Raw genomic sequence first — 26,168 nt, forward strand, 5'->3', positions numbered from 1 at the left:
CGATTCACATTGAAAACAAGACTTCCCAAGGTTTCGATGTGGTGGTAACGAATGTCAGCTCGACCAAGGGTGTGAAGACGGTGAAGTTGCCTGTTTGGTCCAGTCAAGGCGGTCAAGATGATGTGATCTGGTACGATGCGATTAAGCAAACAGATGGCACCTATAAGTTGAGTGTAGATATCCGCCGTCATAAAAATAATCGCGGTGAATACAACATTCACATGTATTACATTCAGTCAGATGGTAGCCTGCAAGGTGTGACCGGCACAACAACTAAGGTAGAAGGATCTCAAACGAGTGTAAAAGAAGTACAATATAATGGCTCTTACTACTTTGTCCAAGGAAAATATGACGAGATTGCAGTGGCAAATAAAAAACATCCGATGGCTGCTAACTACAATCCTGGTGAAAATCCAACTGCAAAAGCTGCCTTTCTTCGATTAAGAAATGATATGATTGCTCAAGGCTATAATGTTGGTTATGCTTACAGCGGATTTAGAAGTTATGATTATCAAAAAGTTCTGTATCAAAATTATGTGAACAAAGATGGTCAAGCTGCTGCGGATCGTTACTCTGCACGTCCGGGCTATAGTGAACACCAAACAGGTCTTGTCTTTGACTTAACGGATAAAGCTGGTAATCTTTTGGAAGATGCTGCTGCAAGTACTTGGTTGAAAAATAATGCACATCGCTACGGTTTTGTAGTTCGTTATCAACCAGGTAAAGAAGCTTCAACAGGCTATATGCCAGAAGCATGGCATATTCGTTATATTGGCAAGGAAGCTGATGAGATTTATCATTCTGGTTTGAGTTTAGAGGAATATTATGGCTTTGAAGGTGGAGATTATGTTACGTCAGCAACAACGCCAAAACCGTCTACTCCGTCTTCTCAAAAGCCAGTTATCCCTGCTCAAGGCGTCTATCGTTTCACGAAACGTTCCTCTATCAAAGCGGAACCTAGAATGTCGGCTCCTGAACTAGCTTATTATAATGCTGGACAATCGGTCACTTATGACAAGGTTTTAAACGCAGACGGTGTAACATGGATTTCTTACATCGCTTTTAGCGGAAAGAGACGGTATATTGCTATCAGCTGATTCAGCAATCTATAAAGCGAGTTTGGCTTTATTGCCAGACTCGTTTTTTTCTATTTACTAAGAAACTAGTGCAAGCAAATGCTAATAATTGGATAGATTAAGTAGTAGTTTCATAAACTTTCTAGCTATTTTCTTAACAACGTAAGGTATTCTGTAGCATGTCTTCTTTCTCTAAAGCATTGATGTGTTAGTTCATTTTCTACCAAAATGCAGAGCTGTAGTTTCTTTATGGAATTTGAAATCACGATGCAAATATAAAAAGTGATTTTCTCGTTAGCAAGATTTACGACAATGCGATAACAAAAACAATTTCTTAAAAAAATTCATGATGATTGTCTTTTGAAATTTATACGCCTCTGGATAAATAGATTCCAATTTTGTGAAAATGCAAACAATATGAAAATATAGTTGAAATTTTTCTGCCCAATAAACTTTATTTCAAGCCTTTTCTGAAATCTATTATAAAATACATTGCAGAATTTTGAAAAATTTAGATATTTTGTTATGTAATAGTTATCAAGCTTTATTGAGCATATTCTTATACAGGACTATCAAAAGATGATAAATTGATATAGTAAGGTTTGTTGAAACGTTTTCATTATATTGTCTGAAAGTTTTCAATGAATCATTAAAATTTTTGAAGGAGAGTTATAATGACTCAAGGAAAAATTACTGCTTCTGCAGCAATGCTCAACGTATTGAAAACATGGGGCGTAGACACAATCTACGGTATCCCATCAGGAACACTCAGCTCACTCATGGATGCTTTGGCTGAAGACAAAGATATCCGCTTCTTGCAAGTTCGCCACGAAGAAACTGGTGCTCTTGCAGCGGTGATGCAAGCTAAATTCGGCGGCTCAATCGGGGTTGCAGTTGGTTCAGGTGGTCCAGGTGCGACTCACTTGATTAACGGTGTTTACGATGCAGCTATGGATAACACTCCATTCCTTGCTATCCTTGGATCACGTCCTGTTAACGAATTGAACATGGATGCCTTCCAAGAATTGAACCAAAACCCAATGTACAACGGTATCGCTGTTTACAACAAACGTGTAGCTTACGCAGAGCAATTGCCAAAAGTTATTGACGAAGCTTGCCGTGCTGCTGTTTCTAAAAAAGGGCCAGCTGTTGTAGAAATTCCAGTAAACTTCGGTTTCCAAGAAATCGACGAGAACTCATACTACGGTTCAGGGTCATACGAACGTTCATTCATTGCTCCTGCTTTGAACGAAGTTGAAATCAACAAAGCTGTTGAAATTTTGAACAAGGCTGAGCGCCCAGTTATCTATGCTGGATTTGGTGGTGTCAAAGCCGGTGAAGTGATTACAGAATTGTCACGTAAAATCAAAGCACCAATCATCACAACTGGTAAAAACTTTGAAGCTTTTGAGTGGAACTACGAAGGTTTGACAGGTTCTGCTTACCGTGTTGGTTGGAAACCAGCCAACGAAGTGGTCTTTGAAGCAGATACAGTTCTTTTCCTTGGTTCAAACTTCCCGTTTGCTGAAGTTTACGAAGCCTTCAAGAATACTGAAAAATTCATCCAAGTGGATATCGACCCTTACAAACTTGGTAAACGCCATGCCCTTGACGCTTCTATCCTTGGTGATGCAGGTCAAGCAGCTAAAGCAATCCTTGACAAAGTAAACCCAGTTGAGTCTACTCCATGGTGGCGTGCAAACGTTAAGAACAACCAAAACTGGCGCGATTACATGAACAAACTTGAAGGTAAAACTGAGGGTGAATTGCAGTTGTACCAAGTTTACAATGCCATTAACAAATATGCTGACCAAGATGCTATCTACTCAATCGACGTAGGGAACTCTACTCAAACATCAACTCGTCACCTTCACATGACACCTAAGAACATGTGGCGTACATCTCCACTCTTTGCGACAATGGGTATCGCCCTTCCTGGTGGTATCGCTGCTAAGAAAGATAATCCAGATCGCCAAGTATGGAACATCATGGGTGACGGTGCATTCAATATGTGCTACCCAGACGTGATCACGAACGTTCAATACAACCTTCCAGTTATCAACGTGGTCTTCACAAACGATGAGTATGCCTTCATCAAGAACAAATACGAAGACACAAACAAACACTTGTTTGGTGTTGACTTCCCTAACGCTGACTACGCGAAAATTGCTGAAGCTCAAGGAGCTGTTGGATTTACAGTTGACCGTATCGAAGACATCGACGCAGTCGTTGCAGAAGCTGTAAAACTCAACAAAGAAGGTAAAACTGTTGTCATTGATGCTCGCATCACGCAACACCGTCCGCTTCCAGTAGAAGTCCTTGAACTCGATCCGAAACTTCACTCAGAAGAAGCTATCAAAGCCTTCAAGGAAAAATACGAAGCAGAAGAACTCGTACCATTCCGCCTCTTCTTGGAAGAAGAAGGATTGCAATCACGCGCAATTAAATAATCCATCTAAAAAATTAGCCTGAAATTTTCAAGCTAATTTTTTAATATGTAGATGAGATATTCTCACGTTGTTGGAGTAGTTTGTTAATAACTAGGAGTTCGAAATCATATTTATTAAGTTTCCAGTTGAAATAAGATGATTTAGTGATATTACGAAACAATGGTTTTAGTTTACCAGTATTTTCGATTTCTACACTTAGTTGATCTTTTATTTTTTCGTATAGGTTAATATCATTTTTTTTAATAGGTTTATAATGTGAAAAATCATTTAAGAAATAAAAGTAATTCGCATCAAATAGAGGAGATTTTCCATTCATAGACTTGGGAGGATTAGAAATTATATAATCGATTTTAGATGAAAGTTTTTTTAGAACAATTTTATATCTAGGATTTAAAAAATTATTTTTTGCCCTTTGATCTTGAATGTAGTGAGCTATACTACACAAAGTAAAATAGTCTTTAGAATGAAGTTCAAGGATTTCACATAAAAATTGAGGAGAAAGTTTTTTATTAAAGGTTTCTAAAAATAATATTAGATCCGTTGAATTATTTAAATTATGCTTGTTTTGTTTCAAAACTCTATAAACATGTTCAAAAATTTTGTTCTCAATATTAAGTATTTCATCTTGATTTATACTTTCATCCTCTTTTAGCTCGTGTAGACCATTTTTTAATCTGAGTAATATTCTAATAAATGCATGAGTAGTATCAAAATCAAGATAAGTTGAATATACGGATGTAATAACTTCCAGTGCAGTATACAAATTTTTAATATATGAATAAGGATTTGCTTTTTTCAGAGAATTTGGGTCAATATAAATTTTTATAGCTTTCAGTACATATAATACAATTTTTCTAGTTGCTTGCTTGTTTAGTGTTGTTATGCGTGAAATATCGTGGTGGAAGTTTAGCCAGTAATGGTGTTTTCCAACAATATATTTAAATTCCTCTCCTTTTTCAATATCTTTGTTAGGGGAAATTAATTCATTTGCTAAATTTTTTCTGTGTAAGTTTAAAATATCTATACTAATTATAGTATCATTTATTGCAGGTTCTCCAATATAATATGGAGTTTCATGTATTTCTTTTTTGGCATCATTTAACGTGAGATTATAGTTTTCTAAACATGTTTTAATAGCTTTTTCAATATCTTCAATTGTTTCTTTTGAGGTAGCAAATATAAAATAATCATCAATAAATCTGTAGATATCATAATCTGTTTTATGTTTTAAATGGTTTAATTTATTCTGTACATCGACATCAATAGTTGTTAAAAGTAAATCAGAAATAATCCTATTTAATTCGGGTCCTAATAAAATTCCATTTGTTTCATTATTATTGCTTTTTTGTAGAAGTTTATCTGTTTTTGAAGCGAAAGTATTAGAGTATTTATATCTACTTAAAGTTTTTCCTATATCTTTTCCACCAACGATTGCCCAGACTATTGAATGAGTGTATATGCTCTTGAAGAAATTCTGAATATCCAGTTTTAAAAAATATCTATACTTATTTCTAGAACGTATAAAAAGAGGATTTTTTAAAATTTCGATTAGTTTATGGTGTTTAGAATATGCGAAATATTTTTTTATATTCTTATCAAGTTCTTCGGTTGTAATAGTAGAATCTGATTTTTTTATGCTATAATCCTGTTCAAGTTTTAGCCGCTTTTCATGTATATTTTTTGTTCCATTAAAAGTTAGGTTATTAAATTTTATAGCTTTTCTAATATTAAAATTAGATTTTTTAAGATGATTTAAGATAAGAAATTCATATTTCATAATATAAATCATAGCTTCTATTTGAGATAGTGGATGTAGCAAAGAAAGTGTTCTTGTTGAATTATTATTTTTGGGGATTTTAAAGTTTAGAGGAATTGTATAATTGTCTTGAGAATCAATATCTTCTATATGTTGAAAAATTGTATCAATATTTTCAGTAATAGGATTATTTGAAAAAAATAGAGGTATTTCTTGAGGAAGTAATTCCGTTCTCAAAAAACAAGTATACTTAAAAAAATTATTCATTTAAGGCCTCTTAAAGTATTGATTATTATTTTTATTTATTGTACCATATAACGGGTAGGCATGGAAGAAGGATTAATAATTAATTATTAATTATATATCTTGATATAAGTATAGGATCATTTGCTATATTTTGTATCCCAGTACACACAAAAAGTTTTTACATAACCAACTATTGGTTTATTGCATGATAACATACTATTCTAGATACTTGGAATCATGTGAATATCTATTTTTAGTAAAGCACAGGATAATACCTGTGCTGCCTACTTTTATAAGGATAAGATATGAAGTTAAAATATAACATTTTAAAACATAGAAGCAACGGCCGTACTGTATATTCTGCTAGAACTGATATTATTCATAATGAATTGCAAAAAATCAATAAAGAAATTATTAACAAGTATAGTTTAAAGATTCCAGATAGGAATGCAATAATAAGAACTATTATACAATTTTTATCACAAGGAGAAATTTATTTAAATCGTAAGGACTTATCATTTACTCCTTTAGAATTTAAAGTAATAAAGATAGATATAAAGAATTTTTTCCCCTCAATTAATAAGCATATACTATATAGTAAAATAATTAAATCTTCAATTTTAAATGATTCAAGTATAGAGACAATTAAATCTTTTATATTCTCAAAAGATTATAAGGGAGTTCCGTTAGGTCTTGCTTTCTCCAATTCTTTAGCTGAGTTGTATTTAGAGGAATTTGATTCAATAGTACAGTTAGAATGGAAGCCACTACTATATGTACGCTATGTTGATGATATATTATTAATTATCAATGAAAGTATTGATGAAAATGATGTAATTAGATCTATTAAGAAAGTTTTAAGAGATTATCATCTAGAAGTAAATAGTGACAAAAGTAATCCTAAGAAGAGTAGTAGAGATGATTTTCGTTTTACCTATCTAGGGTATGAATTCTCTAAATATCAAATAAAATTCATTAACTCAGAAGAAAAAGAACAGACAAAAAATAATCTTGTGATAGATATTTCTGAAAATAAATTTAAAGCTAAACTTTTAAACAAATTAATCCGATATTTTAAACGATTTAAAAATGATAATGATAAACCAGAAGCATTCTGGATTTTATACTACCGATTAAAAAATCTTATACATGGAGTTTCATCAAAAGGAGAGAATAATCAAGTAGTAAAATTTGGATTAAGTTATTCTTACGGTTTTATTAACTCAGAGGATAAGCTAAAAAATTTTTTAAGAATGTATCATTATTTCATAAGATCTTACAAGGAAAATGGCTATTTATCTTCAAGACAAGCGTATCTATTGATTAGTATTGTATCGGTGGACAATAGAGTTATTACTTCCGATTCTCCGAGAGATGATATTTTATCCCTGCTGAATAATCGATATCATTATGAGAAACTTTCAGTGAAAACTTTGGAGAAAATTTGTTTGCGTGTAGGAGTATCTTATACTTCGAAAGTATATACGAATAAATATTTAGAGTTCAATAAAATTAATTTACAAAAGAAAATTATGAAAAAGCTAAGTTTACGATTTGGTGAAGATTAAAGATCGGAGCAATCCGGTCTTTTTGCTTGGTTTTATCCTTATCACAAGATTGTGATAGTTTACATCTTCATAACAAAGCAATGAAATACTTGATTGTTTTGGTTTATCGTTATAAAATATAAAACGAAAAAATGAAAGAGGTTTTGAAAATGACTGAAAACCAAGTGAAAATACTGGGTTGGGTTGCAACTTTTATGTCCGTGATGATGTATGTGTCTTATTTTCCACAAATCATGAATAATCTAGCTGGGCAAAAAGGAAATTTCATTCAACCACTTGTTGCGGCCATCAACTGTAGTCTCTGGGTCTACTACGGCCTTTTCAAGCAAGAAAGAGACATTCCGCTTGCAGCAGCAAATGCACCAGGTATCATTTTTGGTCTGGTGACTGCAATCACTGCCTTGATTTAAAAGGAATAGGAGGAGACTGTTTTTTCAGTCTTCTTTTTTTCTTTTTCTCAGTTTGCAGAAAGACCTTGTTTGATGTCTGTGCTCATTGGAAAAGATGAGTTTATTTTAAAGAGCTGGGGAAAGAATCAGAGTGAAAACAAGTTGGCAAAAACTAGAATAGTATCACTATTTCGTATCATTTTACAAGTAAAGGTTTTGAGATTGCGGTATAATATAAGTAAATGAACAATCAAAATAAGAAAGCGAGTAGAAATATGACTGAAAAACTGACTTTTCCTGATGGTTTCTTGTGGGGCGGAGCGACAGCTGCCAACCAGTGTGAGGGCGCTTATGCTGCGGATGGTCGCGGGCTGGCCAATGTAGATGTGGTGCCGATTGGTGAGGACCGTCTGGCCATCATCACGGGTAAAAAAAAGATGTTTGACTTTGAGGAAGGCTATTTCTATCCGGCAAAAGAGTCCATTGATATGTATCATCATTTTAAAGAAGATATTGCGCTTTTTGGCGAAATGGGCTTTAAAACTTATCGACTCTCTATCGCCTGGTCTCGGATTTTTCCAAAGGGAGATGAGCTGGAGCCCAACGAAGCAGGCTTGAAATTTTACGAAGACCTCTTTAAGGAATGCCATAAGTATGGCATCGAGCCTCTGGTGACCATCACCCACTTTGACTGTCCTATGCACTTGATTGAGGAATACGGAGGCTGGCGCAGCCGCAAAATGCTGGAATTTTACGAGCGTCTCTGCCGCACTCTTTTTATCCGCTACAAGGGGCTAGTCAAATACTGGCTGACTTTCAATGAAATCAATATGATTCTCCATGCACCGTTTATGGGAGCAGGACTTTACTTTGAAGAAGGGGAAAATGAAGAGCAGGTCAAATACCAAGCAGCTCATCATGAATTGGTAGCGTCAGCTATTGCGACCAAGTTGGCACATGAGATTGACCCTGAAAACAAGGTTGGCTGCATGCTGGCAGCTGGTCAGTATTATCCAAATACAGCCAATCCGGCAGATTACTGGGCAGCTTTGCAGGAAGATCGGGAAAGCTATTTCTTCATCGATGTCCAGTCCAGAGGAGAATATCCAAACTATGCCAAGAAGAAATGGGAGCGTTTGGGTATTGAGGTTGAAATGACAAAAGAAGACCTAGACTTGCTCAAGACCTATACGGTGGATTTTATTTCCTTCTCTTATTATTCTAGCCGTGTGGCTTCTGGTGATCCAAAGGTCAATGAAAAAACTGCCGGAAATATCTTTGCCTCGCTTAAGAATCCTTACCTAGAATCTTCTGAGTGGGGCTGGCAGATTGATCCGCTGGGCTTGCGAATTACCCTTAACGTCATCTGGGATCGCTATCAAAAGCCGATGTTTATCGTGGAAAACGGGCTGGGAGCAGTTGATACGCCAGATGAAAATGGCTATGTCGAAGATGACTACCGTATTGACTATCTAGCAGCCCATATCAAGGCTATGCGCGATGCGATTAATGTAGACGGTGTAGAACTTCTAGGATACACCACTTGGGGCTGTATTGACCTCGTTTCCGCTGGAACCGGTGAGATGAAAAAACGCTATGGCTTCATCTATGTAGACCGGGATAACGATGGGGAAGGCACACTTAAACGTTCCAAGAAAAAATCGTTCAATTGGTATAAGGAAGTCATTGCGACTAATGGGGCAAGTGTGAAATAGAGCAATTGGGGCGTGAGACAAAATTTAAAATCATTTTAATCGGCTCTCTTATTTCAAGAATTCGGTGAGAGTGGGGCAGAAATCAGTAGCTTCGTAGAAACTTGATTTCGTCATCCCACTCTCTTTTTTGCTTTCCGTTGACTTCCGTCTTTTTCCTTGTTACACTATGGATAAGAGATTTTACTGGAAATGGATGTAATATGGCTACTATTTTAATCATCGAAGATAACAACGATATTCATGACATTTTAAAAGATTTATTTGAAACTGAGCACAGAGTTTTCTCGGCTTATTCTGGAACGGAAGGGTTGCTGCTTTTTGCGCAGGAAGCAATTGATTTGGTATTGCTGGACATTATGCTGCCAGGGAAAAACGGTGATCAGGTCTTGGCAGAAATTCGCAAAAACAGTCAGATTCCAGTGGTCATGCTGACAGCTTTGGGTGAGAAATCGCTGGTTAGTCAGTATCTGTTGGACGGCGCTAATGATTATATTGTCAAACCGTTCGATCTAGACGAGGTTTTTGCGCGTGTGACGGTGCAACTGCGCAATCATCTTTCACAAAAGCAAGCGACGGAAATTCAAGGGATAAAAAATATCCGTCTTTCATCAGAAACATTTGAAGTAGTCAATGGCGAGAAACGGGTTCGTTTAGGCAAGAAAGAGTATCAGATACTTCAAGCCTTGCTTCATCATCCGAAGAAAATTTACACAAAGGAAGAACTGTTTGAGTTGATTTGGGAAGAGGCATATTTGCCGAGAGACAACACGCTCAACACTCATCTCAGCAATCTTCGTAAGAAATTGGCACAAGTAGATGATTCGGAAGAATATATCGAAACAATTTGGGGATTAGGTGTACGGCTCAAGGAGGGCTGAGAATGCTTGATGTTATACTAATTATGTTCATCAGTCTGCTTGGAATTTTGCTGTTACGTTATCATTTGGCAGTGAGAAATCTGGCGGCACAGATTCGAGAAAAACGAAAAACAAGCAGTGAAATTCGTTTGGCACCTCAAAACCACAGCCAAACGATTGTTGAGTTGGCAAATGAAGTTGAAAAGCTCTTTCAAGAAGTAGAGCAGACACGTTTTATAGCTCGTCAGGAAAAGAAAACCTTGGATATGGCGATTAGCAATATTGCTCATGATATTCGCACACCCTTGACCATTGCTAGTGGCTATACCCAACAACTTATAAAGGGAAAAGAAGAAAATGAACAGCTGTTGAAAATTGCGACCAATCTGTCCGTTGTTTCCAATCGTTTAGAAGCTCTCATGGAATACCGCCGTCTTATGGAAGGTGCAGTTCGACCACAATTTCGACAAATAGATATTTCCAAGCTGATTGCAAAGCAAATGCTTCCTTTTTATGATGCCTTTCAAAAGCAAGGAATTGAATTGCAAGTAAATTTGCAGGAGGGGTTAGTAATAAAGTCAGATCCAGAAATTTTAGAGCGAATTGTCCAAAATATGTTGAGCAATGTCCTCAAGCATGGAAAGGAAAATGCCCAGCTATCTTTAATCCGAAAAGATGCGGCTATTCTTTTAAGTGTAAAAAATATTGTCCGTCAGCCAATTCAGCATTTGGAAAAATTAACCAATCGCTTTTATTCTGAAAATCTCTCTAACACGGAAGAATCCTCTGGTTTAGGACTTTATATCACTCAACAACTGGTAGATATTCTTGGCGGTGATTTAACCATGAAAGCTAAAGGAAATTGGTTTGAATTGCTTGTCCGTTTGTGAATATTTTATACAGAAAAACAGCTAATCTTTGACTAGCTGTTTTCTTTTGTTATAAATCTTTTCTTTTAAATACCTGTATACCACTAAATGTAAAAAGAAGTGTGATGAGAAGAGCGATGGTTATGGTTTTGAAGACCATATCCTGTTTAGAAACCATGTCAAAATAGAATTGCATGTTCAAGTATTTCAACCAGTCAATATCTGGATAAAAGACAGTTGGCAGACTTAGCAGGGAAACACCGATCAAATAAGTGAAAATAGCAGCTATAATAGAGTTGGTAGCATACAGTACGAAAGAAACAAGGCTAACCCAAGCTAGGGTACAAATAAATTGAACCCCTATCGTAATGAGAAAATTAGAAAGAAAATGTTTGGGGGCGGTTCCCATACCATTGATGAGCGTAGCTGGAATAAATGAGGAATAGGTTAGAATCAATTGAAGTACGATGAGAGTTGCCAGAACAAGGAATTTAGATAAATAGAATTCTGTCCGTGAAATACCACTAGTAATAGAATTTTTATATAATTTCTGGGTGAGATCAATTCCAATCAATAAAACAACAAGGATAATAGTAAAGATAATGGTATTACTAAGATTATCAGAGGTTTTAGTGATAGCCTCAAAGCCAGTCCAACCTCCGTTATCACCCAGTTTTTCAAAAGCTTTTGTATCTGTATGAACTCCGATACTTCCCACAACACCGTAGAGCACACCTAATAAGAGTGTGATGATAAAAAGGATTTCTGTAATCCAAAAACCTTTTGAACGAAAAAGACGATAAAAGTCTGCTTGAATTGTGTGGAACATGATAAACCTCCCTATTCTACCAAATCTGTAAAGTATTTTTCTAAATCTTGGCGAGCATAGTAAATTTCGTTAATGGTAACATTCTCTGCCCCTAGCGTTTGAACAATCTTGTTGATTTCGTGCGAGTGAGTGAAGATGTGTATTTCATCTGTTGCATTTACAACTTTGAGGCGGTAGCCTAGTTGATCGTGAAGAATTTTGCTTGCTTCAGCAAGATTATTTGTTTTCAAAACGATATAATCTTCATTTTGCTCTTCAAATTCTGCTTTCGTAATTTCTTTGATGAGATGACCATTTTCAATGATGCCGAATTTTGTAGCGACCAAGTATAGTTCACTTAAAATATGACTGGAAATGATGAAGGTCATATTTAATTCTTCATTGAGACGTTGCACCAACTGGCGGAATTCTTTGATTCCGACAGGGTCAAGCCCGTTAATCGGTTCATCCAAAATCATCAAATCTGGTTTTGACAGAAGAGCAATAGCAATGCCCAAGCGCTGTTTCATTCCAAGAGAAAAGTCTCGGAATTTTTTCTTGCCAGTATTGGTTAGTCCGACGTAAGAGAGAGTTTCTCGGATAACCTTGTCCGCATTTGGGATATGCCGTATCTTGCAGCAATAGTTTAAGTTTTCATAAGCCGTCAAGTGATTGTAAGCAGCGGGTGCTTCAATGACAGAACCAACTCGTTTGAGAGCGTGTGTCCATTCGGATTTATTAGAAGAGCCAAAGAGAGCGACCGTACCGCTATTGGGCTGAATCAACTGGGTAATCACTTTGATAAGCGTTGTCTTACCAGCTCCATTTTTCCCAATTAGCCCGTAAATTTCTCCTTGCTTCACGGTGAGACTGACATCATTCAAAGCGAGTTGTTGTCCAAATCTCTTGCTGATGTGTTTCACATTTACAACAGTTTCCATAACGTGACCTCCATTTTTTCTATCGTAGAGTTCCCCTCTTTTCACTATTTAGTATACAAAATGCCTGTCAAATAAGTCTCAAGCAATTCTCAAATATTTCTAAAATTTAAAAAATCTGAGAAAACCTCAGATTTCACAATTTTGTAGGATAAATCTTTCAATCATAGCGGCCATTTCTTGAGGGTGGTCTGTGTTAAGTGTATGATTTCCACCTGAAAGTGTCACAAAATCTGCTTGTGGTAAAGCTGTAGCTAATTTTTTAGAGGAAGGCAGGTTAGGCCAATCTTTGCTGCCACAGATGATGAGGCTGGGAAGTTGTATTGCACTTAGTTGACTTGATAAATCTAAATTTTTCAAGTCTTTTAACAGGCCAACAAAAGATTTTTTATGAAGCCCCTCTTTTTTAAATAGAGAGTCTGGTAGGCAAGAGAAAATAAGCAGCTGGAGTTTATAGAGTAGATTGGAGCTTAGTTTATATTGAGTTCCTGATAAAACGAGTGCTTGGAGCTGAGGAAATTGTTGCCCCACCTTTAAGGCAAGAGTTCCACCGAGGGACAATCCAACTAGAACAAATGGTTCGTTGATGGCTTGAAGTTCCTGACAAAGGTGTTGTTCTAGCTGAGAGACTGTAATGATGTTGTTATTTGTGTAAAAGAGGTCTAAAGCCTCGGTGTCATATTGTGGCAGAAGTTCACGGACTTTATCCCAAGAGTGTTTATCCTGTCCAAGACCGTGTAAAAAAATGATTTTCATGAGTGATTCCTTTTTATTTTCAACAAAAGAGATGGGAACGATTGTAAGAGTAAACCTATTAAAATCTATCATAAATTGGATTACTTGATATCATTATAGCATAAAGAAGGTGCTTGTGTTGCGATAGAATTAGACGATGACCTACTTTAAATGGATAAAAAGACCTTCTAAAAAATAAAATTGATTGTAGTGTTTTTTGTATCAAATTCCTACTTTGGGATAAAAAGGGTTAGATTGATAAGGAGGAAAATCAAGAAGCAAGCAAGGGTGGTGCTTTTTGGTGTTTCTAAATGTCGGTAATAGCTTCGCTTGACAGTCTCATCAAAGCCGTGTGCATACATAGCTTCTACATAGGAATCTCGCCAGTTGAAAGCGATAAAAATTGCTTTGATATAAAAGATTGGCGACCAGAAATGTAAGGTTTTACCTCGCAAGAGACTAGCTTCGCGAACAGCTTGGATTTCTTTTTGAATGACTGGAATGGCGTTTAAGACAACGAGCAGTCCGTAGGTAAAATGACTCGGGAGCCCTTTTTGATGCCAGTAGCGCAAGAGTTGATTGAGATTGACGCCGTATAAAAAGGTCATTCCCAGAGCCGCTAAAGCAAAGGAACGTGTAAAAAGAACAATCGCTTGACTTTTGTCACCGTGAAGCTGAATAGCCCAGAAATTTGCTAATGCCGGAAGTAATGGCAGAAGGAACACCCAGAGAATGCCCCACCATTTCCTAATATAAATAAGGTAGATGAGTGTTCCTGCGACAATAGCGCAGTTGAGCCATGTTGAGCGGATAAAGGAAATTTCTAGCGTCAGTACAATGAGAAGGAGCAAGAGTGCTAGGACATTTGTTTCTTCTTTTTTCATAGCGCTCTCCTTTCTGTCAGCCCGTGAGACGTCAGCTCTACCAAATAATCACTAATACCGTCCAAGGGTTCTAAGCGATGAGAAATGATAATAAAGCTCTGTTGTGTAGCTTTTTCTCTAATCCAATTGGCAAAAAAATCACAGGCCTTTTTATCTAAGCCAGTAAATGGCTCGTCCATAAGTATGACAGGAGTTTCCAAGGTCAGGATAGCCAATAATTGAATGATTTTTTTCTGCCCACCGCTCAAGTGAAAAAGGCTGGAATCCATTTTGTCCGCTAAACCAAATAAATCCAAAGCTTCTTGTACCTTTGCTTGGTTTTCGCTTGAAAGAGAGGACAGGTTTAATTCTTCTGCAGGTGTCGTCCGAATGAATTGCTTTTCTGCATCTTGAACAACGGCAGTAATATGGCGGTACAATTGTTTGCTTTTCTTGAGTTTTCGTCCCTGATAACTCATATTGTCTTTGTATTTTTGTAATTGCAAAATGGCACGAAAAAGAGTTGATTTACCAGCACCGTTAGCTCCGATGAGGGTTGTAATACCTTGCTGAAAAGTAAAATCCTCAATCGTAAAAAGTATTTTGGAGTCAAATTGACAGGAAACGTGCTGTAATTGTAAGAGAGGATTTCGCTGGGTATTTTCGCGTGCCAGCTGATAGCTTGGGAGTTCCTTTTTTAAAAGAGCTACATCTCGTTCAAAAAGTTCCCCATTTTTTAATTCAACAAGGTGGTCAACGCAGTCCGCATAGAGACTGCGGTCGTGGTCGCACAGAATCACCGTTTTCTCCATTTTTGTCAAATCTGATAGTAAATGAATCAAGCGCTTGCGTGCTTCTTGATCGACAGAAGCAAAGGGCTCGTCCAATAGAATAATCTGCGAATCCATAGCCAACAGAACCGCCAGAGAGACTTGTTGCTTTTCTCCACCAGATAGAGTCAGAAAGTCTCGATGAAGCAAGTGCTCTACTTTGCCAAGTGCAATCGCATGCTGGATTTTTTCATCAATCTGGTCAGAGGGTGTTTGGAGATTTTCTAAGGTAAAAATCAATTCCTCATAGAGAGTTGGCATGGTGAATTGACGGCTTGGATTTTGAAACATCATGCTGAGGTAGGTGACTCGTTTATGAATAGGTAAATGAGATAGTAGTGTATCACCTAGTTTGACCTCTCCAGAGAAGTCTAGTTCGTTGAAATTCGTTAAAATCCGAAAAAGAGTTGATTTGCCAGCACCAGTATTACCAATTAAGAGTGTCATTTTCCCTGTTTCAAAGGCGAAGGTTAAATCTTTAAAGACATCTCTAAAATAAATGTGCTCTAATGTTAGTTTCATCTTATTTACCAGCAGCTTGGTTAATCTTGTCGTAAAGATTCATAATAGTTTTGACTAGAACAGCACAGAAAAAGAACACAGAAAGGAAGCGGACAACAAGCAATGCTAAGACAAAACCGAGATTGAAAGCATAGTAACCAATTTTAAAATATTCATAGGTAAAGCTCAAAAGGGTCGTACCAATGGCGCTGTAAGCCAGTGATAGCCAGTCGTAGCGTTTGTATCGCGTTGCCGCAAAACCAAGCTCACTACCAAACCCTTGAATGAGACCAGAAATCAAAGTGCTCATGCCAAATTGGCTACCATATAGTACCTCTGCGAGGGCTGCAAGTACTTCTCCAATCGTGGCGCTACCAGTTTTGCGAATGAGCATAGCTGACATAGGAGCTGCCATGCACCAAAGTCCGAACAAGACTTCATTGGCGAAAGGCTCCAAACCTGCTGGCGCTAAAATAGCTGTCAAAATATTGTAAAGAAAACCTGAACCGACAAAAATCCCACCGAAAAGAATAGCTAAAAGAGCTAAGAGGATAACATCTCGTAAACTCCATTTTTCAAACATAAAAAACTCCTTCAAACAGAGCAGATGAGGAGTTTTAGCACGACAAAATAAAATCTAATCACATAAATGATTAGAACGGTTTGGTCTTTCTTATACATTTCCCTGCGGCAGCATTAACTGCATCAGGTTCCATGGGTATAATCTCAGCCTCAGCACCCCAAATGTTCTTTGCTTTTTATTATGTTGCTATTCTAACATCTATTTTCAAAAATAGCAAGCAAAGGATTTTCAAAAATTTTGATGTATACGGCTGTCATAGCCTTAAACTATATTAAATCATAAAATGTTGAACGACACGCGATGAAATCAACGTTTAATATATATTTGGAATATTGCTATAGTTTTTAACTATAACAAACTCCTAGAAATTCCAATTATACAGGGGACTTAATTTCTGTTAAGATAGTGTCAACAAGAAATTTTGGAGGATGACTATGTCAACAACGATTATCGGCTTCCCGCGTTTGGGAGAATTCCGCGAATTAAAATTCACCACTGAAAAATACTTTAGGAATGAAATTTCAGCTCAAGAGCTCCTGGCTGCTGCCAAGGACCTGCGCGCCAAGCACTGGAATATCGTCAAAGAGCACGGGATTACCGAAGTGCCGTCCAACGACTTTTCTCACTATGATAATGTTTTGGATGCCGCCTTCCTCTTTAACGTAGTGCCGTCCTCTGTTCAGGGCCTGGACCTGTCTGACCTGGAGCGTTACTTTGCCCTGGCCCGCGGCTACCAAGGAGAAAAAGGGGACGTACGTGCCCTGCCCATGAAAAAGTGGTTCAACACCAACTACCATTACATCGTTCCAAAATTTGAAAAAGACACTGAGGTCAAACTGGTCGGTCACAAGATTTTTGACGAATACCAGGAAGCCAAGGAGCTGGGCCTGGATACCCGTCCGGTCCTGGTAGGTCCCTTCACCCTCCTGCAGCTGTCCGACTTTGAAGAAGGGGTAGAGGCTGCCCAGTTTGTGGATGCCCTGGCCAAGGCTTATCAGGAAGTCTTGGCCACATTGGCCGACCTGGGAGCTGAGCGTATCCAGCTGGATGAGCCAATCCTGGTCAAGGACCTGTCCGCCGAGGAGAAGGCCCTCTTCCTGGATCTTTACAAGAAGCTCCTGGCGGACAAGAAGGGACTGGAAGTCCTGATCCAAACCTACTTCGGCGATGTTCGGGATATCTACTCTGATTTAATCGAACTGCCGGTAGACGCTATCGGTCTGGACTTTGTCGAAGGCAAGAAAACCCTGGAGCTGGTCAAGTCTGGCTTTCCGGCCGACAAGACCCTCTATGCCGGGATTGTCAACGGTAAGAATATCTGGCGCAACAATTATGAAAAGAGCCTGGCTGTTCTGGAGCAGGTTCCGGTTGAAAAGCTTGTGCTGACCAGCTCCTGCTCCCTGCTGCATGTACCTTTCACCACAACCAATGAAGACTTTGAAGAAGCCATCCTCAAGCACTTTGCCTTTGCGGTGGAAAAGCTGGATGAGATCCGGGACCTGGATGCCATCCGCAATGGTGGCGGAGCAGAAGTCTTGGTTGCCAACAAGGAACTCTTTGCGACAGAGCGTGTCGGTAAAAATGCTGAATTGGCAACTCGTATCGCTGGATTGACCGATGCCGACTACACTCGCCTGCCGGCCTTCGCAGAACGCGAAGCCATCCAGGAGGAAGCCTTCAAACTGCCGGCCCTGCCGACGACAACCATCGGTTCCTTCCCTCAGACCAAGGAAGTTCGGGCCAAGCGCCTGGCCTTCCGCAAGGGTGAGCTTTCTCAGGAAGACTATGATAAGTTCCTGGCTGAGCAGATCGACGAATGGATCAAATGGCAAGAAGAAGTTGGCTTTGACGTGCTGGTGCATGGTGAGTTCGAGCGTAATGACATGGTTGAGTACTTCGGTCAAAACCTGTCAGGTTATCTCTTCTCTAAGAATGGTTGGGTACAATCATACGGTATGCGTGGGGTGAAACCGCCGATTATCTGGGGAGATGTAACCCGCCTCAACCCGATTACTGTTAAATGGTCCAGCTATGCTCAAAGCCGGACTGACAAGCCGGTTAAGGGAATGCTGACGGGACCTGTAACCATCCTCAACTGGTCCTTCCCACGGGAAGATATTTCCATCAAGGACTCTACCCTGCAGATTGCCCTGGCCATCAAGGACGAAGTTCTGGACCTGGAAGCTGCCGGCGTTAAGATTATCCAAATCGATGAAGCTGCCCTGCGTGAAAAGCTGCCGCTCCGTCGCAGCGACTGGTATGAAGACTATCTGGACTGGGCTATTCCGGCCTTCCGTCTGGTCCACTCTACCGTTGCCCCGGATACGCAGATCCATACCCACATGTGCTACTCAGAGTTTACCGATATTATCCCGGCCATTGACAACATGGATGCGGATGTTATCTCCTTTGAAGCCAGCCGCTCCAACCTGGAAATCCTGGATGAGCTTAAGGCTAAGAACTTCCAGACAGAAGTGGGACCTGGAGTTTACGATATCCACTCTCCTCGTGTACCAAATGAAGGGGAAATCGACCACACCATCGAGGCCATCCTGGCCAAGGTGCCGAGCCGCAAGGTCTGGATCAATCCTGACTGCGGTTTGAAAACGCGTGGTATTACTGAAACCAAGGCCAGCCTGGTCCGCCTGGTAGAGGCAGCCAAGGCAGCGCGTGAAAAACTTTAATCAAAAAATAAGAGCTGACAGAAGGGAGGGCCTGCCCCTGCCCTTGCTGTCTTAGTAAAGGAATTGTGAAACATGTCTAGCCAAAGCCCGTCTCTCTCTTTTGAAGTATTTCCTCCCAATCCAGCAGTAGGCAATGAAAAGATTATGGCGGCCCTGAAGGAAATGCAGGACCTGGTGCCTCATTTTATCAGTGTCACAGCGAGTAATAGTAAGTTCAATATTGAAGAAACGACGGTGCGTCTGGCGGACTTTATCCGCAATGACCTGCACATCCCGACCATTGCTCACCTGCCTGCGGTTTATCTGACTAAGGAAATGGTTACAGAAACTCTGACAGCACTTGATAAGGTAGGTGTTCATAAAGTATTGGCACTCAGAGGGGATATCCTCCCTGATGTGGAGCCCCAAAAGGATTTCGTCTACGCAACAGATTTGATTGAGTATATTAAGAAAGAAGCTCCTCACTTTGAGATTGTGGGTGCCTGTTATCCAGAAGGTCATCCAGACTCGCCCAATCAAATCTCGGATATCCAAAATCTCAAAAAGAAGGTGGATGCCGGCTGTTCCAGCCTTTTAACACAACTTTTCTTTGACAATGAGAGTTTTTACGATTTTCAAGATAAATGTATTTTAGCAGGGATTGAGGTTCCGATTCATGCGGGGATTATGCCGATTTTAAACCGAAATCAAGCTCTTCGTTTGCTCAAAACCTGTGAAAACATTTATTTACCACGAAAATTTTGCTCTATTCTAGATAAATATGAACACGATCCAGAGTCACTCAGAGCAGCAGGATTAGCTTATGCGATTGACCAAATTGTTGACTTAGTCACGCAAGATGTGGCGGGTGTTTATCTATATACAATGAACAATTCCAGTACTGCTCATCAAATTTATCAAGCAACGCATACATTTTTTGATAAGTAAGCATGTCCTGACTTGTTTTGGGAACAGGATGTTCTGACCTTTGTTGTTCTGCAGTTGCAGCTAGAAACCTTAAAAGAGTGCTGAAAATGCGCTCTTTTTGGTTTTCTGATTAATAGAGAATATTGAGTAATAAAAGAATAGTATCACTATTTCTGATTATTCTACAAGAAAAGGGTTTCAAAAAAGAGTATAATAGAAGTAATCAAAGAACGAGGTGAATGAAATGACAGAAAAACAGTTTCCGAATGGCTTTTTATGAGGTGGCGCGACTGCAGCCAATCAGTATGAAGGTGGCTGGGATTTAGGTGGTCGTGGTCCGGCTACGTCTGATACAGCCAAAGCTGTACGCCCTGAGGAGCGTCAAAATATGGAAGGTTTTGCCGCACCCATGACCAGAGAAAAAGTAGAAGCTGCTCTTAATGATAAGGAAGGACTCTATCCTAAGCGCTGGGGCTCTGACTTTTATCATTGTTACAAGGAAGATATTGCTCTTTTTGCAGAAATGGGCTTTAAAACTTTCCGCCTTTCTATCGCTTGGAGTCGAATTTTCCCTAATGGAGACGATGTAGAGCCTAATGAAGAAGGGCTGGCTTTTTACGATGCGGTCTTTGACGAACTCTTGAAATATGGCATTGAGCCTTTGGTGACCCTGTCGCACTATGAGACACCGATTCATTTGGCATTAGAGTACGGTGGCTGGAAAGATCGCCGAGTTATCGGCTTTTTCGAACGCTATGTGCGAACGGTTTTTGAGCGATATAAAAATAAAGTTAAGTACTGGCTGACGTTTAACGCAATCAATGTTATGGGGATTTCTGGTTATGTCGGCGGCGGATTGCTTTTTGAAGACGGAAAACAAAATTTCCAAGATTTGTATCAAGCAGCGCATCATCAATTTGTAGCTAGCAGTTTAGCAGTTAAAACAGCGCGAGAAATCAATCCAGGCTTTAAAGTCGGTATGATGTTGGCGCGTATGCAGTCCTATGCAGCGACTTGCAATCCTTTAGATGTTATGGAAGAAATTCAGCAGGACCATGAAAATCTTTTCTTCTCTGATGTACAGGTGCGCGGAAAATATCCAAGTTATGCTCAACGCTTTTTCAAACAAAATGGCATTAAGTTGAAAATCGAAGACGGGGACTTAGAATTGCTAGCGCAGTATCCGGTGGACTTTATGTCCTTCAGCTATTACATGTCTTCTGTAGCGCGTGCTAAAGGAACAGAAGAAGGTGAAAGAACTACAGGCTTTCTCTTTGGGTGAAAAAATCCTTATCTAGAAGCCTCTGATTGGGGTTGGCAAATTGACTCGGTGGGTCTGCGCATTACCCTCAATAAGCTCTATGACCGCTATCAGGTTCCGCTTTTCATCGTAGAAAATGGATTGGGTGCTTTGGATAAAGTAGAAGCAGACGGCTCTATCCACGACAGCTACCGAATTGATTACCTCAAGGAGCATATTAAGCAAATGTACGAATCGATTGAGGATGGAGTGGAGCTTATGGGTTACACGCCTTGGGGCTGTATTGACTTGGTTTCTGCCTCTACTTCTGAGATGAGCAAGCGCTATGGATTTATCTATGTGGATGCAGATGATGAAGGAAATGGAAGCTATGACTGCTCCCGCAAGGATTCTTTCTTCTGGTATCAGAAAGTGATTGAAACCAACGGGGCAGCGGCCTTAGAAGAATAGAGAGGTCAACAGATGAGCAGAAAAATTATCTTTTTAGATGTAGACGGAACTTTGGTGGATTATGATAATCGCATTCCAGAATCCGCTATTCAGGCTATTCGTCAGGCGCGGGGAAATGGGCATCTGATCTATGTCTGTACGGGACGTAGTAAGGCGGAAATGCCTCAGGAAATCTGGGATATTGGTCTGGACGGTATGATTGGCGGGAATGGTTCTTATGTGGAGCATGAAGGTCAGGTCATCATGCATCAGTTGATTCCTTTAGAGGTGGAAAAGAGAGTGGTAGACTGGCTGCATGAGAGAGGATTGGAATTTTATTTAGAAAGTAACAACGGTCTCTTTGCTAGTGAGCATTTCCGTGATGCAGCGCGTCCGGTCATGAAACTTTATGCCAAGAAAAAAGGAAAAACAGATGCGGAAGTTGAACATCAAGAGGTTGAAGATGTGATGCACGGCATGGTCTTTGGTGGTGAGCTTTACCGAGATGATCTAAATAAAATCAGCTTTATTCTCACTTCTTATCAGGATCACTTGGACTCTAAGGAAGCTTTTCCAGAGCTCAAGGCTGGTACATGGGGTGGTCGTGGGGAAGAAGCTCTCTTTGGTGACTTAGGAGTTAAGGATATTACGAAAGCTCATGCGATTGATGTGCTGTTAGAGCATTTGGGGGCGAAAAAGAAGATACGATTGCATTTGGAGATGCCAAGATTGACATTCCGATGTTGGAATATTGTCAAATTGGGGTTTCTATGGGTAATGGCGGCCCAGAAATATTAGCCATGGCGGATATGGTGACAGATGATGTGGCCGAGGACGGTCTCTACAATGCCTTTGAAAAATTAGAACTTCTTTAGAGGAACAGTTTATGACAAAAACACTTTATTTGATGCGACACGGGCAAACTTTATTCAATAAGCGACATCGGATTCAAGGCTGGTGTGACGCCCCTTTGACGGACTTAGGAGTGTATCAGGCTCAGGTGGCTGGGCAGTATTTTAAAAATGCAGGGGTCGTATTTGATGCGGCTTACAGCTCAACCTCTGAACGAGCCTGTGATACCTTGGAAATTGTGACGGGTCGAACAGATTACACCCGTCTCAAAGGAGTGAAAGAGTGGAATTTTGGGTTTTTTGAAGCTCAGCCAGAAAGATTGCAGCCCAAGTTTCGAGCTGGTGCGGTGTCTTTTGAAGATTTATACGTGCCTTATGGGGGTGAAGATGTGACTCAAGTAGGAGAACGCATGCTGACCACTCTGACAGAAGTCATGAAAAAAACGCCTACTGTTGAAAATCCAACATTGGTCGTCAGCCACGGTGGCGCTATGTGGGCTTTTTATCTAAAAGTAGGCTATTTTCCTGATCCTAATATTTATTTCAGTAACTGTGCTATTTGTCATTACCAATATGAAAACGACCAGTTTCTGCTTCGACAAGTTATTGACCCATTGGCTAAAACGGTCTATGACTTGTAACGGCAACTTACTTATTATCGCTTGATCTCTTATAGAGAAAATAGCATAGTTGTTAAACAGTTGAATAAAAGAAAGAAAATGATGACCAAAACTATCATTTTCTTTCTTTTTATATGTAATTTTCTCAACTTTCCTTTTTCTGTAGGTGATTGCATTAGTAAACTATTCTGAACTTAAGTATTTTACGAAAAAAATCTCGAAGAAATTTTCGAGATTTGTAACATTATAACCGCTATTCTTCTGTCACCCACACGCTTCTGGTGAAGCTCATGGAGAGCAGAGCTAATCCAGCAAGTCCAATTCCTACGTACCAGTAGGGGAGGTCCATTGTGGTGGAGCGTCCAGACAGGTTGACAATGCCGCGAAAGAGAACGCCCGTAGCAATGGTTGCAACCGCAGAATTCCAAAGATTGAGACTGAGACGCGAAAGATTAGGAATCATTTTTTGAAAAATCAGAAGCACCATCCCTCCTATTAGTGGCACTCCAAAGAGATAATGCATATAAACTGAAGTTTCACCAAAGCTGAAGTGCTCGTAAATACGACTGAAAATGAAGAAAAATACTGTGATTAAGGCATAGACAACGGCTGTCTTTTTGAACCGTTTCTTGCTTGCTTTAGTAACCAATGTAGACAATGTCACTCACCGCCCTTTCTGAAATTGTTCCGTTTGTCGTTGGTTTATTGACGACTTTTCCATTGAAATAAAGAGTAGACGAACCACCACCGTCCAGATTGTAGGCTGTTTTCACACCGTAAGACTTCATAACTTCTGCGAGTTCGTAAAGAGAAAGCCCAGCGCTTTCTGAAGTTCGACCGTCTGATACAACGATAATATAATGATTCTTATCAATCATTCCAATAGCTGTACGTGGATTCGAAGACATGGATTGCCCCACTTCTGAATTGCTTGAAACAGCAATCTTACCATTTTCAACCAAAGCCGGACCAAAGGCAAGAAGGTTTACAACACCATTTTTAACCAAGTCATCAGCAGAAACATCATTTTCGTAAACAATTCCGAAGCTCCCATCTTTATAAATAGCTAAGTCACCATTGCTAGCATCTTCACGTACGGTATCTCGATAAACAACACCGTTACGGATGACATAGCCAGTCGTGTTGGCTCCGTAGTAGTCCCCGTTGATAGCAAGAATGGCGTTGTTATTGGCTGCTGTGACAGAAGTCTTAGCAGTCACGTTATTTCCATAAGTATTTTGCGCTAGAGCGGTTTTGAGATATTCAGGCGAGCTGACCGTAATATCTGCAATGTATACTTTCGTGTTGCTGACGGTTTTTGTAGTAATCTTTACTGAAATATTATCGTCTTTATAGCTCGTATCAGTCTTTGTAGCATTTGTTGCGGCTTTAGCAGCAGTTGTACTTGTCGAGCTTGAAGAAGATTTTACAGTTGTAATAGACTCTGACAAGACAAAAGTTTTTAACATTGAGTAGGTAAACGACCCTGTTAGCAAAATACCAAAGAGACTAGCATAAGCATAGGATTTTTTAAAAAATTTCATAATAAGGTATGAGTCCTTTCCTTGAAAATAATTTTTTTTTGCACGAGCCAAGAGAGACAAAAAAGCAGTGCGCCGACAATGATTTTAACAATCAGCAAATTGAGACCGAAGATGGCGTAAAAGAGTCTAATCAAAAGGGTGTCAAGGATAAACAAGCCCAAGGCTAGCCCGAAATAACAAGTACCCGTTTTAACAACACTGTCTTTATTTTTAAAGACCAATCTTTTGTTTGTGGAGTAATTAAAAATCGAGCTAGTGACACGAGCCACTCCGTTTGCTAGTAAAATTTTGAGACTAGTCGGAACTGCAGCAAGCAACAAGAGTGCCAGAGCATAGACGATATAGTCAATCGAAAAACTACTAATTGAAGAGAGTGCAAATTTAAACATGTCTTTGTAGATCATAAGCCCGTCGCGTACTGGTCTAAAGTGAGAAGCTTGATTGTCATTGATATAAACCGTCTCGATTGGCACTTCAATGATAGGGTATTCTTTAGAAGCAGCTAGCAGCATATTCATTTCATATTCATAACGCTGCCCTTCAACCTCCAACATAAACGGAATCATGTTGGTTGTAAATCCACGAAGTCCTGTTTGGGTGTCTGTCACGGAAACACCAGTCTGTTGCTTAAACAGAAATCGTGTTAATTTATTTCCAAAAGCCGAACGCAAAGGAACGTTGCCAGAAAAAGAACGCGCTCCCATAATCAAGTGATTGGGGTTTTCTTGAGCCTTTTTGCTCACTCGGAAAATATCCCACACTTTGTGTTGACCATCTGCATCAGCTGTGACCACTGTTCCATATTGACCTAAGGAATCAATATAAGAAAAAGCAGTTTTTAGCGCTTGCCCTTTGCCTTGGTTGGTCATATAGCATAGAACCGTAGCGTATTTTTTGAGCTTCCTGGAAAATCGAATCATAACTAGTCGGACTGCCGTCATTTACCACGATGATTTGCAGCGAACTCTTTTCCTTCACTTTTTGCAAAAGATGAAGGAGATTGAGGTCGGGTTTGTAAGCGGGAATGACTAAATAGTTCATGTGTTTACTCCTTTCTTAGAAAAGTGATAGAAAATTTACACAACAGTATATAGAGCATAGCTTAAAACTAACTGATATCAGCTTTTTTTAAGGTTTTGGAATGGAATGGGTAATGGAGTATAGGGAAAAACTGTGCTTTTTACAAAAACAAAAATCGAATTTTTCTTGCTATTTCCCAAAAAGTTTAGTATAATAGTTACTCGTGAGAAAACCTCACTTACCCCTTGTAATGGCTGGGGGTCATTAGACCAAAAGGAGGAAAAATCAATGGCTAAATACGAAATTCTTTATATTATTCGTCCAAACATTGAAGAAGAAGCAAAAAACGCTTTGGTAGCACGCTTTGACTCTATCTTGACTGACAACGGTGCAACTGTTGTTGAATCAAAAGACTGGGAAAAACGTCGTCTTGCATACGAAATCCAAGATTTCCGTGAAGGACTTTACCACATCGTAAACGTTGAAGCTGAAGACGCAGTCGCTTTGAATGAATTTGACCGTCTTTCAAAAATCAACGCTGACATTCTTCGTCACATGATCGTCAAACTTGACGCATAAGAAGGGTTACTATGATAAATAACGTTGTACTTGTGGGTCGGATGACCCGAGATGCCGAACTTCGCTATACTCCGCAAAATCAAGCGGTCG

The 26,168-nt window shown here is 39.4% G+C and carries 21 protein-coding genes, 3 pseudogenes and 1 riboswitch; of the genes and pseudogenes, 14 read left to right on the forward strand and 10 right to left on the reverse strand.

The window, feature by feature from the left end:
• Positions 1 to 1,097, forward strand: a 1,097-nt coding sequence (gene ldcB, locus HMPREF2887_RS07000) for an LD-carboxypeptidase LdcB/DacB (RefSeq protein ID WP_186821909.1), incomplete at its 5' end; no start/stop codon positions are given.
• A 653-nt stretch (positions 1,098 to 1,750) separates the two neighbouring features.
• On the forward strand, positions 1,751 to 3,526 hold the full coding sequence (spxB, locus tag HMPREF2887_RS07005; protein ID WP_021002106.1) for a pyruvate oxidase: 1,776 nt from the start codon (positions 1,751 to 1,753) through the stop codon (positions 3,524 to 3,526).
• A 40-nt stretch (positions 3,527 to 3,566) separates the two neighbouring features.
• Here spxB and HMPREF2887_RS07010 read toward each other — a convergent pair whose 3' ends face one another.
• Positions 3,567 to 5,549: an RNA-directed DNA polymerase gene (locus HMPREF2887_RS07010; protein ID WP_003026363.1), complete on the reverse strand. Its 1,983-nt coding sequence runs from the start codon at positions 5,547 to 5,549 to the stop codon at positions 3,567 to 3,569.
• A 284-nt stretch (positions 5,550 to 5,833) separates the two neighbouring features.
• Between HMPREF2887_RS07010 and HMPREF2887_RS07015 the strand changes: the two genes are divergently transcribed.
• The 5 genes from HMPREF2887_RS07015 to HMPREF2887_RS07035 all read left to right on the forward strand — a co-directional run bounded on the left by HMPREF2887_RS07015 (position 5,834) and on the right by HMPREF2887_RS07035 (position 10,947).
• Positions 5,834 to 7,096, forward strand: a complete 1,263-nt coding sequence (locus HMPREF2887_RS07015; protein WP_084740971.1) for an RNA-directed DNA polymerase — start codon at positions 5,834 to 5,836, stop codon at positions 7,094 to 7,096.
• A gap of 149 nt (positions 7,097 to 7,245) precedes the next feature.
• Complete coding sequence (locus HMPREF2887_RS07020) at positions 7,246 to 7,506, forward strand: SemiSWEET family transporter (RefSeq protein WP_003026359.1); 261 nt, start codon at positions 7,246 to 7,248, stop codon at positions 7,504 to 7,506.
• 254 nt (positions 7,507 to 7,760) lie between these two features.
• Positions 7,761 to 9,200, forward strand: coding sequence for a 6-phospho-beta-glucosidase (locus tag HMPREF2887_RS07025; RefSeq protein WP_041784132.1), 1,440 nt, complete (start codon positions 7,761 to 7,763; stop codon positions 9,198 to 9,200).
• Positions 9,201 to 9,400: 200 nt separating this feature from the next.
• Complete coding sequence (locus tag HMPREF2887_RS07030; RefSeq protein ID WP_021002104.1) at positions 9,401 to 10,078, forward strand: response regulator transcription factor; 678 nt, start codon at positions 9,401 to 9,403, stop codon at positions 10,076 to 10,078.
• A gap of 2 nt (positions 10,079 to 10,080) precedes the next feature.
• A complete protein-coding gene (locus HMPREF2887_RS07035) occupies positions 10,081 to 10,947 on the forward strand; it encodes a sensor histidine kinase (protein WP_021002103.1) in 867 nt (288 codons plus the stop codon).
• 49 nt (positions 10,948 to 10,996) lie between these two features.
• On the opposite strand, the gene HMPREF2887_RS07040 is transcribed toward HMPREF2887_RS07035, so the two are convergent.
• The 6 genes from HMPREF2887_RS07040 to HMPREF2887_RS07065 form a co-directional block, all read right to left on the reverse strand.
• Positions 10,997 to 11,755, reverse strand: a complete 759-nt coding sequence (locus HMPREF2887_RS07040) for an ABC transporter permease (protein WP_021002102.1) — start codon at positions 11,753 to 11,755, stop codon at positions 10,997 to 10,999.
• A gap of 11 nt (positions 11,756 to 11,766) precedes the next feature.
• On the reverse strand, positions 11,767 to 12,675 hold the full coding sequence (locus tag HMPREF2887_RS07045) for an ABC transporter ATP-binding protein (protein WP_003026350.1): 909 nt from the start codon (positions 12,673 to 12,675) through the stop codon (positions 11,767 to 11,769).
• 126 nt (positions 12,676 to 12,801) lie between these two features.
• Positions 12,802 to 13,428 (reverse strand): alpha/beta fold hydrolase, encoded by a 627-nt coding sequence (locus HMPREF2887_RS07050; RefSeq protein WP_003030552.1) that lies wholly within the window; start codon positions 13,426 to 13,428, stop codon positions 12,802 to 12,804.
• A 209-nt stretch (positions 13,429 to 13,637) separates the two neighbouring features.
• On the reverse strand, positions 13,638 to 14,291 hold the full coding sequence (locus HMPREF2887_RS07055; RefSeq protein WP_003026346.1) for an energy-coupling factor transporter transmembrane component T: 654 nt from the start codon (positions 14,289 to 14,291) through the stop codon (positions 13,638 to 13,640).
• A complete protein-coding gene (locus tag HMPREF2887_RS07060; protein ID WP_057489812.1) occupies positions 14,288 to 15,622 on the reverse strand; it encodes an ABC transporter ATP-binding protein in 1,335 nt (444 codons plus the stop codon). The genes HMPREF2887_RS07055 and HMPREF2887_RS07060 overlap by 4 nt, the downstream gene beginning before the upstream one ends.
• Position 15,623: 1 nt before the next feature.
• Positions 15,624 to 16,184, reverse strand: coding sequence for an ECF transporter S component (locus tag HMPREF2887_RS07065; RefSeq protein ID WP_021002100.1), 561 nt, complete (start codon positions 16,182 to 16,184; stop codon positions 15,624 to 15,626).
• Positions 16,185 to 16,266: 82 nt separating this feature from the next.
• Positions 16,267 to 16,354: riboswitch (TPP riboswitch) on the reverse strand.
• 264 nt (positions 16,355 to 16,618) lie between these two features.
• Between HMPREF2887_RS07065 and metE the strand changes: the two genes are divergently transcribed.
• From metE to HMPREF2887_RS07095, 5 genes and pseudogenes are all read left to right on the forward strand, one after another.
• On the forward strand, positions 16,619 to 18,868 hold the full coding sequence (gene metE, locus HMPREF2887_RS07070; protein WP_021002099.1) for a 5-methyltetrahydropteroyltriglutamate--homocysteine S-methyltransferase: 2,250 nt from the start codon (positions 16,619 to 16,621) through the stop codon (positions 18,866 to 18,868).
• A gap of 72 nt (positions 18,869 to 18,940) precedes the next feature.
• On the forward strand, positions 18,941 to 19,795 hold the full coding sequence (metF, locus tag HMPREF2887_RS07075; protein WP_084740974.1) for a methylenetetrahydrofolate reductase [NAD(P)H]: 855 nt from the start codon (positions 18,941 to 18,943) through the stop codon (positions 19,793 to 19,795).
• Positions 19,796 to 20,018: 223 nt separating this feature from the next.
• Positions 20,019 to 21,485: pseudogene (locus tag HMPREF2887_RS10540) on the forward strand (glycoside hydrolase family 1 protein).
• 12 nt (positions 21,486 to 21,497) lie between these two features.
• Positions 21,498 to 22,339: pseudogene (locus tag HMPREF2887_RS07090) on the forward strand (Cof-type HAD-IIB family hydrolase).
• An 11-nt stretch (positions 22,340 to 22,350) separates the two neighbouring features.
• Positions 22,351 to 22,956 carry a histidine phosphatase family protein gene (locus tag HMPREF2887_RS07095; protein ID WP_021002096.1) on the forward strand — a complete coding sequence of 202 codons (606 nt, stop codon included), beginning with the start codon at positions 22,351 to 22,353 and terminating at the stop codon, positions 22,954 to 22,956.
• A gap of 232 nt (positions 22,957 to 23,188) precedes the next feature.
• Here HMPREF2887_RS07095 and HMPREF2887_RS07100 read toward each other — a convergent pair whose 3' ends face one another.
• The 3 genes and pseudogenes from HMPREF2887_RS07100 to HMPREF2887_RS07110 form a co-directional block, all read right to left on the reverse strand.
• Positions 23,189 to 23,599 carry a hypothetical protein gene (locus HMPREF2887_RS07100; protein ID WP_021002095.1) on the reverse strand — a complete coding sequence of 137 codons (411 nt, stop codon included), beginning with the start codon at positions 23,597 to 23,599 and terminating at the stop codon, positions 23,189 to 23,191.
• Positions 23,574 to 24,479 carry a phosphodiester glycosidase family protein gene (locus HMPREF2887_RS07105; RefSeq protein ID WP_021002094.1) on the reverse strand — a complete coding sequence of 302 codons (906 nt, stop codon included), beginning with the start codon at positions 24,477 to 24,479 and terminating at the stop codon, positions 23,574 to 23,576. The genes HMPREF2887_RS07100 and HMPREF2887_RS07105 overlap by 26 nt, the downstream gene beginning before the upstream one ends.
• Positions 24,476 to 25,520: pseudogene (locus tag HMPREF2887_RS07110) on the reverse strand (GtrA family protein). Before HMPREF2887_RS07110 ends, HMPREF2887_RS07105 begins: the two are co-directional and overlap by 4 nt.
• Before the next feature lie 267 nt (positions 25,521 to 25,787).
• Between HMPREF2887_RS07110 and rpsF the strand changes: the two are divergent.
• Together rpsF and HMPREF2887_RS07120 are read left to right on the forward strand one after the other, a co-directional pair.
• Entirely contained in the window at positions 25,788 to 26,078 is a 291-nt protein-coding gene (rpsF, locus tag HMPREF2887_RS07115; RefSeq protein ID WP_003026325.1) for a 30S ribosomal protein S6, read from the forward strand.
• Between the two features lie 11 nt (positions 26,079 to 26,089).
• On the forward strand, positions 26,090 to 26,168 hold a 79-nt coding region (locus tag HMPREF2887_RS07120), incomplete at its 3' end, for a single-stranded DNA-binding protein (RefSeq protein ID WP_148131506.1).

The sequence above is a fragment of the Streptococcus sp. HMSC071H03 genome (assembly GCF_001813035.1).
Taxonomy (GTDB): domain Bacteria; phylum Bacillota; class Bacilli; order Lactobacillales; family Streptococcaceae; genus Streptococcus; species Streptococcus anginosus.

Bases quoted from the DNA above. Each gene is read 5' to 3' on its own strand.
- HMPREF2887_RS07055 (WP_003026346.1), bottom strand. From the start codon at position 14,291: ATGAAAAAAGAAGAAACAAATGTCCTAGCACTCTTGCTCCTTCTCATT.
- HMPREF2887_RS07030 (WP_021002104.1), top strand. From the start codon at position 9,401: ATGGCTACTATTTTAATCATCGAAGATAACAACGATATTCATGACATT.
- HMPREF2887_RS07050 (WP_003030552.1), bottom strand. From the start codon at position 13,428: ATGAAAATCATTTTTTTACACGGTCTTGGACAGGATAAACACTCTTGG.
- HMPREF2887_RS07065 (WP_021002100.1), bottom strand. From the start codon at position 16,184: ATGTTTGAAAAATGGAGTTTACGAGATGTTATCCTCTTAGCTCTTTTA.
- HMPREF2887_RS07010 (WP_003026363.1), bottom strand. From the start codon at position 5,549: ATGAATAATTTTTTTAAGTATACTTGTTTTTTGAGAACGGAATTACTT.
- HMPREF2887_RS07045 (WP_003026350.1), bottom strand. From the start codon at position 12,675: ATGGAAACTGTTGTAAATGTGAAACACATCAGCAAGAGATTTGGACAA.
- spxB (WP_021002106.1), top strand. From the start codon at position 1,751: ATGACTCAAGGAAAAATTACTGCTTCTGCAGCAATGCTCAACGTATTG.
- HMPREF2887_RS07040 (WP_021002102.1), bottom strand. From the start codon at position 11,755: ATGTTCCACACAATTCAAGCAGACTTTTATCGTCTTTTTCGTTCAAAA.
- HMPREF2887_RS07035 (WP_021002103.1), top strand. From the start codon at position 10,081: ATGCTTGATGTTATACTAATTATGTTCATCAGTCTGCTTGGAATTTTG.
- metF (WP_084740974.1), top strand. From the start codon at position 18,941: ATGTCTAGCCAAAGCCCGTCTCTCTCTTTTGAAGTATTTCCTCCCAAT.
- HMPREF2887_RS07020 (WP_003026359.1), top strand. From the start codon at position 7,246: ATGACTGAAAACCAAGTGAAAATACTGGGTTGGGTTGCAACTTTTATG.
- HMPREF2887_RS07025 (WP_041784132.1), top strand. From the start codon at position 7,761: ATGACTGAAAAACTGACTTTTCCTGATGGTTTCTTGTGGGGCGGAGCG.
- HMPREF2887_RS07015 (WP_084740971.1), top strand. From the start codon at position 5,834: ATGAAGTTAAAATATAACATTTTAAAACATAGAAGCAACGGCCGTACT.
- HMPREF2887_RS07060 (WP_057489812.1), bottom strand. From the start codon at position 15,622: ATGAAACTAACATTAGAGCACATTTATTTTAGAGATGTCTTTAAAGAT.
- rpsF (WP_003026325.1), top strand. From the start codon at position 25,788: ATGGCTAAATACGAAATTCTTTATATTATTCGTCCAAACATTGAAGAA.
- HMPREF2887_RS07095 (WP_021002096.1), top strand. From the start codon at position 22,351: ATGACAAAAACACTTTATTTGATGCGACACGGGCAAACTTTATTCAAT.
- metE (WP_021002099.1), top strand. From the start codon at position 16,619: ATGTCAACAACGATTATCGGCTTCCCGCGTTTGGGAGAATTCCGCGAA.
- HMPREF2887_RS07105 (WP_021002094.1), bottom strand. From the start codon at position 24,479: ATGAAATTTTTTAAAAAATCCTATGCTTATGCTAGTCTCTTTGGTATT.